A 15032-nucleotide genomic window follows, 5' to 3' on the forward strand; every position below is an offset into this window, starting at 1 on the left:
AACCGGCCGTCTGCGTTCAGCGAAACCGCAATGCGAGAGCGTGTCCACCGTTCACGCGCCCACCGTGGCGAGCGCGTCGGCCACGCAGGCGGCGCGGACCTGGGCTCCGCTGACGGAGAAGAAGCGCGGCAGGCCGCCATCGACGCGGCTGACGCCGACGCCGAGGCGCGCGAGGTGCAGGCTGCCGAGGGCGCGGGTCCACATGAGGTTCGCGGTGAGATCCGGGTCGTCGACGGTGAAGGCGCCCCGGGAGGCGCCGTCGCGCAGGACGTCGGCCAGCAGGCCCATGCAGTCGGCCATGCCGAGGCCCAGGCGCAGCAGCACGCCCTCGGAGACGACCTCGACCAGCTCGGTCGACGGGCGGCGCATGAGCGAGATGCAGCAGTCCAGGAACGCGGGATGCCCGAGGCAGTAGTCCGTGAAGTGCTCCGCGCAGGCGACGAGGCGCTCGCGCGGCGCGGCCGCCGGGTCGATCGCGTGCAGCGAGGCCGAGAGCTCCTCGAGGTACCGCGTCGCGGTGAGGACGAACAGCTCCTCCTTGGACGCGAAGTGGCGGTAGATCAGCGCCTTGTTGATGCCGGCCAGCCGCGCGATGTCCTCGACCGCGACGTCCTGCATGCCCCGCTCGTCGAACAGCGCACGCGTCGCGTCGACGATGTCGCGCTCGCGCCGGCGCCGCAGGGGGGTGGCCATCCCGAGGCGAGTGTAACCGCTCGCGGGGCAGGTGTAACCATCGTTTACACTCTTGGTTTCGGCAAGCCGCGCTCGCCGTTCGACCGACCCCAGCAGGAGGACCGACCCCGATGGCCGCCACGACGGACTCCCCGAACGCGACCACCCCGTTCTCGCTCGATCTGAGCGAGGACCAGCGCGACATCCGGTCCTGGGTGCACGGCTTCGCCGAGTCCGTCGTCCGTCCCGCCGCCGCTGAGTGGGACGAGCGCGAGGAGACCCCCTGGGACATCATCAGGGAGGCCGCGAAGATCGGCCTGTACAGCTTCGAGGCGCTCGCGCAGTTTCACGCCGACGAGACCGGCCTGACGATGCCGATCGCCAACGAGGAGCTGTTCTGGGGCGACGCCGGGATCGGCCTGGCGATCATGGGGACGTCCCTGCCGGTCGCCGCCATCTTCGGCCAGGGCACCGGCGAGCAGATCGGCGAGTGGATCCCGCGCTGCTTCGGGACGCCCGACGATCCGAAGGTGGGCTCGTTCTGCGCGTCCGAGCCCGACGCCGGTTCCGACGTCTCGGCCATCCGCACGACGGCTCGCTTCGACGAGGCGGCGAACGAGTGGGTCCTCAACGGCCAGAAGGCGTGGGCGACGAACGGCGGCATCGCCGACGTGCACGTCGTCGTCGCCTCGGTCGACCGCGAGCTCGGCGCGCGCGGCCACGCCGCGTTCGTCATCTCCAAGGAGGAGACGAAGGGCATCGAGCAGGGCGCGAAGGTCCGCAAGCACGGCCTGCGCGCCTCGCACACCGCCGACGTCCACCTCGACGACTGCCGCATCCCGGCCGAGAACGTCCTCGGCGGAAAGGAGCGCCTCGACGAGCGGCTCGCGCGCGTCCGCGAGGGCGGCCGCGCGAAGTCGCAGGCAGCGATGGCCACGTTCGAGGCGACGCGGCCGATGGTGGGCGCGCAGGCGCTCGGCATCGCACGCGCGGCCTACGAGTACGCGCTCGAGTACGCGGGCGAGCGGGTGCAGTTCGGCCGCCCGATCGTCGACAACCAGGCGATCGCGTTCACGCTCGCCGACATGAAGCTCGAGCTCGACGCCGCGCGTCTGCTGGTGTGGCGCGCATCGTGGATGGCCCGCTCGGGCAAGACGTTCGAGAACGCCGAGGGCTCGATGAGCAAGCTCAAGGCCGGTGAGGTCGCGGTGTGGGCGACCGAGCGCGCGATCCAGATCCTCGGCGGCAACGGCTACACGCGGGAGTTCCCCGTGGAGCGCTGGCACCGCGACGCGAAGATCTACACGATCTTCGAGGGCACGTCGGAGATCCAGCGTCTGGTGATCGCCCGCGCGATCTCCGGTCGTCAGATTCGATAACCGGGTGCGCGGCCGGGGCGGCGCCCCGCCGGGCGGCGCGTCATCATTCGGACCGTGCCAGTGGACGAATGGAATCCGTCGCTGAGGGAAGCCAACAGGATATGCCCGCCATGGCCGCCCGGCCTCGGTCGCTGACCGTCGCCCTCCCTCCTGTGCCGGAGTCGGCGCGACGGGCTCGGCGAGCACTGGTCCAAGGGGGCCTGGATCCGGACCTCGACCACACCGTCAACCTGCTCACCAGCGAGATCGTGACCAACAGCGTGCGGCACTGCCGCGTGCCGAAGGAGATCCGGCTCGAGGCCGTCCTGGACGACGGGTTCGCCCGCGTGGCGGTCATCGATCAGGGTCCCGGCTTCGATCCCGACGTGCGCCATCACGCCAACGGCTTCGGCCTGCGCCTCGTCGACAAGCTCGCCTCCCGCTGGGGCGTCGACCACGACGACGACGGCACACGCGTCTGGTTCGAGGTCGACCGCCGCCGTCGGCGCTTCGACCGCCGGCGCGGCGGGCGCTGACAGCACCCGCCGCAAGTTGGCCCGCCGGCGTGCGTTCCGGTTGGCATGCGCACGCTCTGGCCGGCCGCCGCCGTCGCGGCCCTCCTGCTGCTCCCGGCCGCCGCCGGGGCCCACCCCGAGCGCCAGGTCTTCTTCCCCGACGGCTCCACGGGCGCCGTCCCCGAGTACCGCACGACCGGCCCGTCGAAGGTCGTCTGCAAGCCCGACTCCGCCCAGCGGATCCGCGACGAGTTCGACGGCGGCCTCGAGGCCAAACGGCTGCGCCAGCTCGCCCGCTGCAGCTACCACGACATCCAGGCGGCGGTGAACGCGGCGAGCAGCGGCGACCGCATCCTCATCATGCCGGGCGTCTACCACGAGGAGCCCAGCCTCGCCCAGGTCGACGGCTCCTTCGACTATGACGCCAACCAGTACGACCGCGCCAAGGACGCGTCTCCCTGCCGGGACATGTACCAGGACATCTACGACCCGGTCGCCTCCGGCCTGGCCGGCAACGTCCGCAGCGATCCGGTGTGGGTGCCGACCTACGAGCACCACCGCAGCTGCCCGAACCACCAGAACCTCATCGCGATCGCCGGCGACGACCCGGCCGACCCCGACCGCGTCTGCGACGACAAGTGCAACCTGCAGATCGAGGGCATGGGGCGCACGCGCGCCGACGTCGTCATCTCCGGCTCGCGGCGCGCGCTGAACGTCATCCGCGCCGATCGCGCCGACGGCATCTACCTGAGCCACTTCACCGTCGAGCTGTCGGACTTCAACAACATCTACGTGCTCGAGACCAACGGCTTCCGCATCGAGGACGTCGAGTCGCGCTACTCGCGCGAGTACGGCGTGCTGTCGTTCACCTCCGACCACGGCCTGTACGACAACATCGAGTCCTACGGCGCCGGCGACTCCGGCGTGTACCCGGGCTCCGGTCCCGAGGGTCACTGCGCGCGCTACGGAATCGAGCTGCGCCACATCGACTCGCACGACAACACGCTCGGCTACTCCGGCACCGCCGGCAACGGCATCTGGGTCCACGACTCGAAGTTCCACCACAACGCGACCGGCCTGACGACCGACTCGTTCGCGTTCGGGCACCCGGGCATGCCGCAGGACTGCGCGAAGTTCGAGCGCAACGAGATCTACTCGAACAACAACAACGTCTTCGACGACCAGCGCGACGCGTACTGCAGGACTGCGAACCGCCCGGTGCAGGAGCGTGACCCGACGGTGGTCTGCCCGACGTTCCAGGCGCCGGTCGGCACCGGCATCGGCATCTTCGGCGGCAACGGCAACATCGTCCGCGACAACTGGATCTACGACAACTGGCGCGACGGGGCGAAGCTGCTCTGGGTGCCGGCGAACTTCCGCGGGGAGAGCGACCCGAGCAAGGAGGTCGACACCTCGTTCGACAACCTGTACCGCGACAACCACATGGGCGTGCGCCCCGACGGCACGCGCGACCCCAACGGCAACGACTTCTGGTGGGACGAGGAGGGCCGCGGCAACTGCTGGATGGGCAACGCCGGCCCCGGCGGGGCGGCGCCGTCGAGCAACGTGCTGCTGGGTCTGCCCGGCTGCCCCGGCGCGCAGGTCCTCCTGCCGGGCAACCCGGCGAAGACCGCCAGCCAGGCGACGTGCTCGCAGTGGGATCCGCAGGACGACCTGCTCGACGACCCGCCGGGCTGCGACTGGTTCACGACCCCGAAGGAGCCGTCGTGAGGCGCGGGATCCTCGCCGCGCTGCCGGCCGCGCTCGCGGTCGGCACGGGGCTGCTGGTGGTGAGCGTCGCGTCCGGCGGCGGCGACGCGGGGCCGCTGCGGTGGTCGGGCCCGGTCGTCTCCTTCACCCACCCGACGCTGCCGACCGACCACATCGTCAGCGGCCGGCTGCGCGACACGTCGATGCGCCCGATGCGCGTCGTCGCGCGCAGGGACATCCGCGTCGTCGACGTGCACGGGCGCGACCTGCCGGCCTCGGCCGTGTTCACGCAGACCTTCGGCCACGGGCTGTTCGACCCGACCCGGCTGCCCGAGGCGCGGCTGCCGGAGCGCGAATTGATGCGCATCGGCGACGTCGGCCGCTTCCAGCCGGGCGACGAACTGCCCGTGACGGTCTCCTGGCGCGACGAGCACGGCTCGGCGCCGGCCGCGCGGATCGCCTACCCCGGCGGCTCGCTCGCGATCCCGGAGGAGTCGGCGGGATGATCGGTTCCCCCGCCGCGAGATCGGCCGCGGGCCCCGGAACCGGAGTGCGGGGCGCCCGGCGGGCCTCGATCGCCGGGCCCGCGTGGGACAATGCTGGGAGAACCTCCGACCAGGAGTCGACCACACCGTGTCCGACAACTCCTTCGGCGCCCGCGACACCCTTCGCGTGAGCGACCGAGACCTTGAGTACTTCCGCCTCGACGCCCTCCAGTCGCAGTACGACGTCGCCCGCCTGCCGTTCTCGCTGAAGATCCTGCTCGAGAACCTTCTGCGCACCGAGGGCAACGGCTCGGTGACGAAGGAGGACGTCGAGAAGATCGCCCGGTGGGACGCCGGCGCCGAGCCGTCGCAGGAGATCGCGTTCTCGCCAGCGCGCGTGCTGCTGCAGGACTTCACCGGCGTGCCGTGCGTCGTCGACCTCGCCGCGATGCGCGACGCGATGGCCGACCTCGGCGGCGACCCGGCGAAGATCAACCCGCTCGTGCCGGTCGAGCTCGTCATCGACCACTCGGTGCAGGTCGACTCGTTCGGCCTGGCCGACTCGTTCCGCATCAACGCCGAGCGCGAGTTCGAGCGCAACCAGGAGCGCTACGCGTTCCTGCGCTGGGGCCAGCAGGCGTTCGAGAACTTCGCCGCCGTGCCGCCGGACACCGGCATCGTGCACCAGGTCAACATCGAGTACCTCGCCCGTGTCGTCTTCGAGAAGGACGGCGTCGCCTATCCGGACACGCTGGTCGGCACCGACTCGCACACGACGATGGTCAACGGCCTCGGCGTCCTCGGCTGGGGCGTCGGCGGCATCGAGGCGGAGGCCGCGATGCTCGGCCAGCCGATGTCGATGCTGCTGCCGCAGGTCATCGGCTTCAAGCTGTCGGGCGCGCTGCCCGAGGGCGCCACGGCCACCGACCTCGTCCTCACCGTCACGCAGATGCTGCGCGCCAAGGGCGTCGTCGGGCGTTTCGTCGAGTTCTTCGGGCCCGGCGTGAGCGCGCTGCCGATCGCCGACCGCGCGACGATCGGCAACATGTCGCCGGAGTTCGGCTCGACGTGCGCGATCTTCCCGATCGACGCCGAGACGCTGCGCTACCTCGAGTTCACCGGCCGCCCGAAGCAGCAGCTCGAGCTGGTCGAGGCGTACTCCCGCGCGCAGGGCCTGTGGCATGACGAGAGCACCGAGGAGCCGTCCTACACCGACATGGTGGAGCTCGATCTCGGCGAGGTCGTGCCGTCGATCGCGGGGCCCAAGCGCCCGCAGGACCGCGTCGCGCTGACCGAGGCGCAGGAGCGCTTCCGCGAGGCGCTCCTCGAGCATGCACCCGAGGTCATGACGATGGTCGACGAGGCGTCGGCGGAGTCGTTTCCGTCGTCGGACCCGCCGGCGACGAACGGCGGCGGCGACCACGGCGACAGCGCGGCGCCGGCGGGCTCGCCGGCCGGCGGGTCCGGGGTGCCGACGACGCTGGCCGGGCAGAAGGTGCCGGTCCGCCTGGCCGACGGCGTCGAGACCGACCTCGAACACGGCCGCGTCGTCATCGCCGCCATCACCTCGTGCACGAACACGTCGAACCCGTCGGTGATGATCGGCGCCGGCCTGCTCGCCAAGAAGGCGGTCGAGAAGGGCCTGCAGCGCAAGCCGTGGGTCAAGACGTCGCTCGCGCCCGGGTCGAAGGTCGTCACGGAGTACTACGAGCGCTCTGGGCTCAACGAGTACCTCGACGAGCTCGGCTTCAACCTCGTCGGCTACGGCTGTACGACGTGCATCGGCAACTCCGGGCCGCTGCCCGAGGAGATCTCGGCGGCGGTCGACGAGGGCGACCTGGCGGTCGTCTCCGTGCTGTCGGGCAACCGCAACTTCGAGGGGCGCATCAACCCCGACGTGAAGATGAACTACCTCGCGTCGCCGCCGCTCGTGGTCGCCTACGCGCTGGCGGGAACGATGGACATCGACCTCGTCAACGACCCCATCGGACAGGACCGCAACGGCGACGACGTCTTCCTGCGCGACATCTGGCCGAGCGAGCACGAGGTGGCCGAGACGGTGCAGGACGCCGTGCAGGCCGACATGTTCCGCAAGAGCTACGGCGAGGTGTTCGAGGGCGACGAGCGCTGGCGCTCGCTCGAGGTGCCGACCGGCGACCGCTTCGCCTGGGATCCGGACTCGACGTACGTGCGCCGGCCGACGTTCTTCGAGGGGCTGACGCCGGACCCGGCGCCGCTCGACGACATCCGTGGGGCGCGCGTCCTCGCCAAGCTCGGCGACAGCGTCACCACCGACCACATCTCGCCGGCCGGGTCGATCAAGCGCGACGGTCCCGCGGGCGCGTACCTCCAGGAGCACGCCGTCAAGCCGAAGGACTTCAACTCCTACGGCTCACGGCGCGGCAACCACGAGGTGATGATGCGCGGCACGTTCGCGAACATCCGCCTGCGCAACCAGCTGGCGCCGGGGACGGAAGGTGGGGTGACCCGCCACCTGCCGGACGGCGCGGCGATGTCGATCTACGACGCGGCGATGAAGTACGCGCAGGAAGGCGTGCCGCTCGTCGTGCTCGGCGGCAAGGAGTACGGCTCGGGCTCGTCGCGCGACTGGGCGGCGAAGGGCACGACCCTGCTCGGCGTGCGCGCGGTGATCGCCGAGTCCTTCGAGCGCATCCACCGCTCGAACCTCGTCGGCATGGGCGTGCTGCCGCTGCAGTTCGCCGACGGCGAGAACGCCGAGTCGCTCGGCCTCACCGGCGAGGAGGAGTTCGAGATCCTCGGCGTCGCCGAGCCGCTGAACGCGGGCGAGGCGCCGCCGCGCGACGTGACGGTGCGCGCCGGCGGCACCGAGTTCCGGGCCCGCGTGCGGATCGACACGCCCAAGGAGGCGCTCTACTTCCGCAACGGCGGCATCCTGCCGTTCGTGCTGCGCCAGCTCAACGCCTGACGGCGCCCGCCCCCGCGGGCCGCCTCAGGCGGCCTGCGCGGGCCGGGAGGCCAGCCGGATCGCGTCGAACAGGACGTGCAGGTCGGTCGACTTGTCGACCGCCCCGCGCGCCCCCGCGGCGCGCGCCGCGGCGTCGAGCTCGGGGTCGACGTTCGCCGAGATGACGAGCACCGCGGGCGGGCTCGGCTCGGTGAGCAGCTCCCGGCAGACGTCCAGGCCGTCGTGCGGGCCCAGCCGCGCGTCGAGCAGGACGACGTCGGGCTGCCCGCGCCGGACGAGGGCCAGCGCGTCCTTCGGGCCCACCGCCGAGCCGATCGGCACGATCCCCGGCTCGGCCCGCAGGACGGCCTCGAGCCCCGCCCGAACGACCGGGTGGTCATCGACGACGAGGACGCGGATCATGGTGCTGGATTCTCCCAGGGGACAGTAGGTGGCCGCAGTACGGCTCTCCCCCCAGATGCCGACCATATGCGATCCGGTGCCGCCGCGTGGCGGTTGCGCCGTCGGAAAGGCACGGACGAGGATTGCGGACGGCCCGCGGCCGATCGCGCGGGCAACTGCGGAGGCCGGCGGGGCGGCGCGGCCTCAAGCTGTTCGAATGCGCTCCTTCATCCACCGCATCACCCGTCTTCGCCCTGTCTCGATGGGGATCGCCGCCGGGCTCCTCGCCACCGGCGTGCTCGCGCTCGTCGGAGGCACCTACGCCCACGACGTCGTCCACGACCAGCTCGCGCCGCAGAAGATCTTCTTCCCCGCCGACGCCAAGTCGGGCCTGCCCGACAACCTCTCGCAGTACGCCGGCCAGCAGGTCGACACGGGTGCCGAGGCCAAGGCCTACGCCAACGACTTCATCGGCCTGCACCTCACGGAGATCGCGGGCGGCAAGACCTACGCCGAGGTCAGCGGCGCGTCCCTCGCCGACCCGACGAACCAGAAGCTCGCCCAGCAGACCCAGACGCTGTTCCGCGGCGAGACCCTGCGCGGACTGCTGCTCAACGCCTGGGGCTGGGCCACGGTGGGCACCGTCGCGATCATCGCCGGCATCGTCCTGCTGGTCCTCGGCGGCCTGCTGTTCCTGCTGCCCGCGCTGGACTGGCTGCTCAACGACCGGCGCGTCGCCGGTGCGAACGCCGCGCCGGCCCGCCCGGCGCCCATCGCGGGCGACTGACGCCGGACCGCCACGGGTCGCATCGGGGCATGGCGCCGTACCCTTCGGCGCCATGCCCCTTTCCCCGCTGCTGCGCGACCTGTTGACCACGCCGGGGCCGTCCGGCTACGAGCGCCCGGCCGCCGAGGTCTGGCGGGCGGCGGCGCGCGACTTCAGCGAGGACGTCCGGGCGGACGTCGCCGGCTCGAGCGTCGCGGTCGTCCCCGGCGACGGGGGCGGACCGCTCGTCGCGGTCGTCGGGCACATCGACGAGATCGGGCTCGTGGTCACCCACATCGACGACGAGGGCATGCTCTGGTTCACGAACGTCGGCGGCTGGGACCCGATCATCCTGGTCGGACAGCGGCTGGCGGTGCAGACGCAGGCGGGCGAGATCCCCGGCGTCGTGGGCAAGAAGCCCATCCACCTCCTCAAGAACGACGAGCGCGAGAAGGCGCCGAAGCTCACCGACCTGCACATCGACATCGGCGCCAAGGACGGCGACGAGGCGCGGTCGCTGGTGCGCATCGGCGACGTCGCGGTGATCTCCGGCGAGCCGGTCGAGCTGCCTAACGGGCGGGTCGTGTCGCGCTCGATGGACAACCGCCTGGGCTGCTACGTCGCGCTGGAGGCAACGCGCCGCGTGGCCGACCGCGGCGGGGCGCCGGGCGACGTCGCCGCCGTGGCGGTCACCCAGGAGGAGACGACGTTCGGGGGCGCCACGACGACCGCCTACAGCCTGGCGCCGCAGATCGCGATCGTCGTCGACGTCACCCACGCGACCGATGCGCCGGGCATCCCCGTCCGCGAGATGGGCAAGCACGAGCTCGGCAGCGGCGCCGTCATCGGCCGCGGCCCGGTCCTGCACCCGCGGGTCTTCGAGCTGCTGCACGAGACGGCGCAGGCCGAGGGCCTGCCGTTCACGGTCGAGTCGCACGTCGGGCGGGGCACGTCCACCGACGCCGATGCCATCCACCGCTCGCGCGCCGGCATCGCGTGCGGCCTCGTCTCCATCCCGCTGCGCTACATGCACTCACCCGTGGAGCTCGTCTCCCTCGACGACGTCGAGGCGGCGATCGCGCTGATCGCCGCGTTCACCCACCGCCTGACCACCGACACGGACCTGCTGCGCTGAGCCCGCCGCCCCCGCCCCCGCTGCTGCTCCTCTTCGACATCGACGGCACCCTGCTGCGGCGTGCCGCGGCCGAGCACGCCGCCGCGCTGCGCGAGGCGATCGGCGAGGTCTACGGGGTCGAGTCGACGGGGACGAAGGTCGAGGCCGCGGGGCGCACCGACGTGGAGATCACCCGGGCGATCCTGCTGCAGCTCGGCGTGTCGGCCCGGCGCATCGACGACGGCCTCGCGGACCTGCGCGTGGCGGCGAGCGAGGCGTACGCGCGGCGCGTGCCCGCCGACCTGTCGTCGACCGTCCTGCCCGGCATGGCCGACCTGCTCGAGGAGCTGGCGCCGCGCGACGACGTCCTGCTCTCGCTCGTCACCGGCAACCTGCAGCCGATCGCCCGGCTCAAGCTCGCCGCCGCCGGGATCGGGCGGTTCTTCCCGGGCGGCCAGGGCGGCTTCGGCTCGGACTCCGAGGACCGCACCCGGCTGCCCGCCGTCGCGCGCGCCCGGGCGGGCACGGCGGACGCCCCGCACCCGCGCGAGCGGACGGTCGTCATCGGCGACACCCCGCGCGACATCGCCTGCGCCCGCGCGGACGGCGTGCGCGCGCTGGCCGTGGCGACCGGGCCCTACCGCGTCAATGAGCTCGGCGAGGCCGACGCCGTCGCCGCGGACGCGCACGCGCTGCGCGGGCTCATCGCCGCGCTGCTGGTCTGACCGGTCAGGCGGTCTCGCGCTCGGCGGGTGTCGCGAGGCCCGCGGCTGGAGGCGGCTCGGGTTCGGAGAGATCCGCCTTCGCTCCGCTCAGCGTCTCCTTGAAGCCGCGGATGCCCTCTCCCAGCGATCGCCCGGCGGACGGCAGCCGCTTCGGCCCCAGGATCAACAGGGCGATGATCAGGACGACGGCGATCTCCATCGGTCCGATGTTCGGCATGGGTGCTCCTCTCCTCAGGTCCCGCCGTCTGCCGTCTGGCGGTCGGCGAGCGGGTGGACGACGGCTGTCGTGGCTCGGTACAGATCCGCGTGAAGCGGCGCCAGCTCGTCGTAGACGGTCCCAACGTCCGGGTCGGGCGCGACGACGCCGATGACGCGCGCCCATGCGGCTTCGCGCTCGACGAGGCCAGCGCCGATGGCGGCGAGCAGCGCGTCGCCGTAGCTGGCGCCGATCGTCTCCTCGGGGACGAGTTGCTCGACGCCGGCGACGTCGCTGACGATCTGGGCGAGCAGGCCGCCCTGAAGTCCACCGCCGACGGCGACGATGCGCCGCGCGGGGCCGGCGGCGCGGCCGAGCGTCTCGAGCATCCCCCGTACGCCGAAGGCGATCGCCTCGTGGGCCGCGCGCATCACGTCGCCGCGGGTGTGCTGAAGCGACAGCCCGGCGATGACGCCTCGGGCGCGCGGGTCGTCGATCGGCGTGCGCTCGCCGGCGAAGTAGGGCAGGGCGAGGAGGCCTCGGGCGCCTGGCGGGGAGGCCGCGGTCTCGGCGAGGACCGCGTCCCACTCGGGCGCGCCGAGCGTCTCGCGCCACCAGGCCAGCAGCGTTCCGGCGGTCGCCATCCCGCCGGCGTACGACGGCCGGCCCGGCTCGACGCCCTGGGTGCACCACAGCGGCGGTGCCGCCGACACCGCGCCGTCGGCGACCTGGACGACGAACAGCGTCGAGCCGTACATGAGCATCAGGTCGCCGGGGCGGCGCACCCCGACGCTGAGCGCCTCCGACCAGGCGTCGATCGTGCCGGCGAACACGGGCGTGCCCGGCCGAAGACCGGTCTCGACGCCCGCGTCAGCAGTGACGGCGCCGATCTGCTCGCCCGGCCACACGAGCTGGGGCAGCGGGCAGCCCGGGAGCGCATCGCCCACCCAGTCCTCCGCCCAGCCGCCCGCCGCGAGGTCGTAGAACGGATCGCATTGGCTCGCCGAGTGATGATCGAGAGCGATCTCGCCGCACAGGCGCATGGCGGCGAACGAGCTCGGCATGTGCCAGCTCGCCATGCGCGACCAGACATCCGGCTCGCGGCGGCGCAACCAGAGCAGCTTCGGTCCGAGTGCCTGCGACGAGAGCGCGGACCCGGAGCGCGCAACGATCTCGTCGCCTCCGAGCGCCGCCTCGAGCTCGGAGATCTCGGCGCTCGCGCGGGTGTCGATGCCGTACAGGATGCCCGGGCGCAGGGGACGGCCGCGAGCGTCGCACGGCAGCAGGCACGGACCTGTGCCCGAGACGCACACGCCGCGCACCGCACCGGCGCCGACCGCCTCGACGAGCTCGCGCACGACGTCCCGGCAGCCCTGCCACCAATCCGTCTCGGCGTCCTGCTCGGCGTATCCCGCGCGCGGCAGGGACAGCCCGTGGGGCCGGGACGCACGGGCCAGGACGCGTCCGCCGGGCGAGACGGCGACGCCCTTCGTGCTCGACGTGCCGATGTCGACCCCGACGAGCGTCTCGCCCGCACCCGGCATGGCGCGTCAGGCTCCGCCGAAGCCGTCGAAGGCGATGCCGAGGAACTGGCAGACGTGGCGCAACGAGGCGACGTGGTCGCCGGGGACGGCGTGGATGTGGTTGGAGCCGAACCGGGTCAGGATCTCCTCGGGGCCCGCCTCCATGCGGGCGAACGCGTGGGGCCACACGTACGTCGACTGCCGCATCAGGCGCTCGTTGGTGTCGTCGTCGTAGCGCTCGAACGCGCCGCGCATCACCTGCATGCGGTAGTCCCCGTCGAGCCGGGTCAGTCGCGCGAACGTCATGTCGCCCTCGGCGGCGAGGTAGTGGACCGACGCTCCGCCGGCCGGGAAGTAGAAGTCCTCGGGGTATAGGTGCACGTGCGCCAGGTTCTGCGCCGGCTCGGCTGATCGTGCCGCGAACCACGTCGCGTGCTGGCCGGAGTTGCACAGGTCCCAGATGCCGCGATCGGCGTGGTAGTGGCGCACGTCGGCGAACAGCACGGGCGTCCCGGACAGGTTCCGCAGCAACTGCATCGTCAGCGCGGCGTCCATGTCGGCCTCGGTCGAGCAGACGACGGGCGTCTTGGGGCCGTGCCAGTCGTACGGGTCGTTGAGGAACGCCTCGGCGATGTCCGTCGTGCAGTAGTGGTCGGTCAGCTCCGGCTGGGCCTTGATGCCGCAGAAGTCGAGGTTGCGCTCGGCGATGAGCTCGCGCATCGCCTCGTAGACCCGGACCTGACGCTCCAGGAGCTCCGGAGTCAGCAGCCGGCCGTCGTAGTGCACGCCGGCGGCCAGCCGCTCCAGCCATTCACGGCCGTGGCGCGCCAGCGCCGGGTCGATCGTCTCGGCCCGGCGGACGAGCTCGAACTGATCGATCTCCTCGACGTCGACGCCGAACTCGCGCATCCACTGGTCCGGGTTCGAGACGGCCGTGTACATCCCCATCGGCCGCCCGCCGATGCGCCCGAACGTCGAGCCGCGCAGACCGGCCGACGCGGCCCCGGCGCGCGCGATCGTGGCCAGGCCGTCGATCGCCTCGGGCTCGCCGGAGTCGCCCCACGCCCGGGCATGGACGCGGCCGATCTGATCCAGCGCCCCGCCCGCGGCGAGCATCCCGACCATGCCCGGATACTTCGGGTCCAGGTTGGAGAAGAGGGCGAGCGGGCTGGCGGTCTCGCTCGCGGCGAGCATCGTGAAGTGCGGGAACGCCCAGACCGGGATGTTGATCAGCGTGAGATCCGGGCGTGCAGCGGCGATCCGCCTCGCCTCGCGGACCGCCACGTCGTTGCTGCCCACGATCTCGCTGGCGCGCACGACGCTGAACCCGCGGTCGGTCAGCGCCCCCGCGAGGCGCTGTTCGCTGTCGGCGACGAAGTCGCCGATGTCGGCCTGCACGGATGGCCGGCCGTCGGACACGGTCAGCAGACCGATCGTGGTCACTCTGCGGTCCCTTCGTCGGATTTCAGGCTCATGCCACACGAGTCGCGCACGCGCAGCTCGAGGGGCATGACGACTCGCCGCACCTCGGTGCGCGTGCCGCGGATGCGCTCGAGCAACAGGCTCATCGCCGTCTGCGCCATCTCGCGCACCGGCTGGGCGACGGTCGTCAGCGGCGGGTCGACGAGGCTGGCCCAGGGCGGATCGTCCACGCCCACCAGCGCGATGTCCTCGGGGACGCGCAGCCCGGCCGCCCGCACGGCGCGCAGCGCGCCGAGCGTCATGAGGTTGTTGGCGACCAGCAGCGCGGAGGCGCGCTTGGGCTGACGCAGGAGCTTCACCGTCACCTCGGAGGCCGTGTCCGCCCGGAACCCGCCGTCCATCGCGAACGGGACGTGCCCGGCGTCGCGCATCGTCCGCAGGTAGCCCTCGAGCCGCTCGGCGCCGGTCTCGACGTCCCGCCGGCCGCCCAGGTAGGCGATCCGCTCGTGGCCGAGCCAGAGCAGATGCTCGGTGGCTCGGCGCACGCCCTCCACGTTGTCGCCGGTGACGGCGTCGACGCGGGGGTCGTCGATCGTCCGGTCGAAGCACACGATGGGGATGCCGAGATCGAGCAGCTCGCCGATCCCCGCGCCTTCCCGGTCGGCCGGGGAGACGATCGCGCCGAGCACGCGCTCGTCGGCCAGCATCTGGAGGTACGCGCGCTGCTTCTCCGCCGTCTCGTCGGTGTTGCACAGCATCACGCGATATCCGGCGCGGAACGACGCGTCCTCGATGGCGCGGACCGCCTCGCTGAAGTGCGGGTTCTCGATGTCCGAGACCACGACGCCGATCACCTCGGCCTTCTGGCGGCGCAGGTTCTGCGCGAGGCGGTTCGGGCGGTAGTCCACCTCCGCGACCGCCGCCATCACTCGCTCGCGGTACTCCTCGCGCACGTTCGGCACGCCGTTGAGGACGCGGGAGACGGTGGCCGGCGAGACACCCGCAAGACGCGCCACGTCGGCGATCCCCACGTTGGCGGAGCGCTCCGCCGGCTTGTCGGCAGAGGAATCAGGAAATCGTTTCGCCATCGCGTTGTTTCTTACCCGACACGGGCGCCATCCGTCAAGACAAGACGACAGATATCCCGTGTTTATCGGGAGAACAGCGGCGTTCGACGGCAGACCATGCGAGGCTTGACACGGGCTCGAGCAATCGGTT

14 protein-coding genes are annotated in these 15032 nt (G+C 72.1%); 8 read left to right on the plus strand and 6 right to left on the minus strand.

Translation table 11 applies throughout. The features are described from left to right. Positions 1 to 51 precede the first annotated feature (51 nt). Positions 52 to 693 (minus strand): TetR/AcrR family transcriptional regulator, encoded by a 642-nt coding sequence (locus DSM104329_RS02095; protein WP_259313738.1) that lies wholly within the window; start codon positions 691 to 693, stop codon positions 52 to 54. A gap of 110 nt (positions 694 to 803) precedes the next feature. Between DSM104329_RS02095 and DSM104329_RS02100 the strand changes: the two genes are divergently transcribed. The 5 genes from DSM104329_RS02100 (at position 804) to acnA (ending at position 7687) form a co-directional block, all read left to right on the plus strand. Further along, the gene (locus DSM104329_RS02100) at positions 804 to 2051 is read left to right on the plus strand and encodes an acyl-CoA dehydrogenase family protein (protein WP_259313739.1); all 1248 of its coding nucleotides are present in this window, start codon (positions 804 to 806) and stop codon (positions 2049 to 2051) included. Between the two features lie 110 nt (positions 2052 to 2161). Further along, complete coding sequence (locus tag DSM104329_RS02105) at positions 2162 to 2566, plus strand: ATP-binding protein (protein ID WP_259313740.1); 405 nt, start codon at positions 2162 to 2164, stop codon at positions 2564 to 2566. 45 nt (positions 2567 to 2611) lie between these two features. Next, on the plus strand, positions 2612 to 4276 hold the full coding sequence (locus tag DSM104329_RS02110; RefSeq protein ID WP_259313741.1) for a right-handed parallel beta-helix repeat-containing protein: 1665 nt from the start codon (positions 2612 to 2614) through the stop codon (positions 4274 to 4276). Then, positions 4273 to 4761 (plus strand): hypothetical protein, encoded by a 489-nt coding sequence (locus DSM104329_RS02115; protein WP_259313742.1) that lies wholly within the window; start codon positions 4273 to 4275, stop codon positions 4759 to 4761. Before DSM104329_RS02110 ends, DSM104329_RS02115 begins: the two co-directional genes overlap by 4 nt. A gap of 127 nt (positions 4762 to 4888) precedes the next feature. Then, positions 4889 to 7687, plus strand: coding sequence for an aconitate hydratase (gene acnA / locus DSM104329_RS02120; protein ID WP_259313743.1), 2799 nt, complete (start codon positions 4889 to 4891; stop codon positions 7685 to 7687). A gap of 24 nt (positions 7688 to 7711) precedes the next feature. On the opposite strand, the gene DSM104329_RS02125 is transcribed toward acnA, so the two are convergent. Continuing rightward, positions 7712 to 8089, minus strand: a complete 378-nt coding sequence (locus DSM104329_RS02125) for a response regulator transcription factor (RefSeq protein ID WP_259313744.1) — start codon at positions 8087 to 8089, stop codon at positions 7712 to 7714. A gap of 241 nt (positions 8090 to 8330) precedes the next feature. Between DSM104329_RS02125 and DSM104329_RS02130 the strand changes: the two genes are divergently transcribed. From DSM104329_RS02130 to DSM104329_RS02140, 3 genes are read left to right on the plus strand one after another with little or no spacing between them, the layout of a single operon-like run. Beyond that, the gene (locus DSM104329_RS02130; RefSeq protein ID WP_259313745.1) at positions 8331 to 8855 is read left to right on the plus strand and encodes a hypothetical protein; all 525 of its coding nucleotides are present in this window, start codon (positions 8331 to 8333) and stop codon (positions 8853 to 8855) included. Positions 8856 to 8907: 52 nt separating this feature from the next. After that, positions 8908 to 9969 (plus strand): M42 family metallopeptidase, encoded by a 1062-nt coding sequence (locus tag DSM104329_RS02135; RefSeq protein WP_259313746.1) that lies wholly within the window; start codon positions 8908 to 8910, stop codon positions 9967 to 9969. A 38-nt stretch (positions 9970 to 10007) separates the two neighbouring features. Continuing rightward, complete coding sequence (locus DSM104329_RS02140) at positions 10008 to 10673, plus strand: haloacid dehalogenase-like hydrolase (RefSeq protein WP_259316173.1); 666 nt, start codon at positions 10008 to 10010, stop codon at positions 10671 to 10673. Between the two features lie 4 nt (positions 10674 to 10677). Here the strand turns inward: DSM104329_RS02140 and DSM104329_RS02145 are convergent, their stop codons facing one another. Genes DSM104329_RS02145 through DSM104329_RS02160 form a run of 4 tightly spaced genes read right to left on the minus strand, consistent with a single transcriptional unit; the run spans position 10678 to position 14830 of the window. Continuing rightward, positions 10678 to 10872, minus strand: coding sequence for a Sec-independent protein translocase subunit TatA/TatB (locus tag DSM104329_RS02145; RefSeq protein ID WP_259313747.1), 195 nt, complete (start codon positions 10870 to 10872; stop codon positions 10678 to 10680). A gap of 32 nt (positions 10873 to 10904) precedes the next feature. Next, the gene (locus DSM104329_RS02150; RefSeq protein ID WP_259313748.1) at positions 10905 to 12413 is read right to left on the minus strand and encodes an FGGY-family carbohydrate kinase; all 1509 of its coding nucleotides are present in this window, start codon (positions 12411 to 12413) and stop codon (positions 10905 to 10907) included. 6 nt (positions 12414 to 12419) lie between these two features. Beyond that, positions 12420 to 13835, minus strand: coding sequence for an L-fucose/L-arabinose isomerase family protein (locus tag DSM104329_RS02155; RefSeq protein ID WP_259313749.1), 1416 nt, complete (start codon positions 13833 to 13835; stop codon positions 12420 to 12422). Next, a complete protein-coding gene (locus tag DSM104329_RS02160; protein ID WP_259313750.1) occupies positions 13832 to 14830 on the minus strand; it encodes a LacI family DNA-binding transcriptional regulator in 999 nt (332 codons plus the stop codon). Before DSM104329_RS02160 ends, DSM104329_RS02155 begins: the two co-directional genes overlap by 4 nt. Positions 14831 to 15032 lie beyond the last annotated feature (202 nt).

It is taken from the genome of Capillimicrobium parvum, from assembly GCF_021172045.1.
GTDB classification, from domain to species: Bacteria; Actinomycetota; Thermoleophilia; order Solirubrobacterales; family Solirubrobacteraceae; genus Capillimicrobium; species Capillimicrobium parvum.

Bases quoted from the DNA above. Each gene is read 5' to 3' on its own strand.
- DSM104329_RS02125 (WP_259313744.1), bottom strand. From the start codon at position 8,089: ATGATCCGCGTCCTCGTCGTCGATGACCACCCGGTCGTTCGGGCGGGG.
- DSM104329_RS02145 (WP_259313747.1), bottom strand. From the start codon at position 10,872: ATGGAGATCGCCGTCGTCCTGATCATCGCCCTGTTGATCCTGGGGCCG.
- DSM104329_RS02100 (WP_259313739.1), top strand. From the start codon at position 804: ATGGCCGCCACGACGGACTCCCCGAACGCGACCACCCCGTTCTCGCTC.
- DSM104329_RS02105 (WP_259313740.1), top strand. From the start codon at position 2,162: ATGGCCGCCCGGCCTCGGTCGCTGACCGTCGCCCTCCCTCCTGTGCCG.
- DSM104329_RS02110 (WP_259313741.1), top strand. From the start codon at position 2,612: ATGCGCACGCTCTGGCCGGCCGCCGCCGTCGCGGCCCTCCTGCTGCTC.
- DSM104329_RS02095 (WP_259313738.1), bottom strand. From the start codon at position 693: ATGGCCACCCCCCTGCGGCGCCGGCGCGAGCGCGACATCGTCGACGCG.
- DSM104329_RS02150 (WP_259313748.1), bottom strand. From the start codon at position 12,413: ATGCCGGGTGCGGGCGAGACGCTCGTCGGGGTCGACATCGGCACGTCG.
- DSM104329_RS02135 (WP_259313746.1), top strand. From the start codon at position 8,908: ATGCCCCTTTCCCCGCTGCTGCGCGACCTGTTGACCACGCCGGGGCCG.
- DSM104329_RS02130 (WP_259313745.1), top strand. From the start codon at position 8,331: ATGGGGATCGCCGCCGGGCTCCTCGCCACCGGCGTGCTCGCGCTCGTC.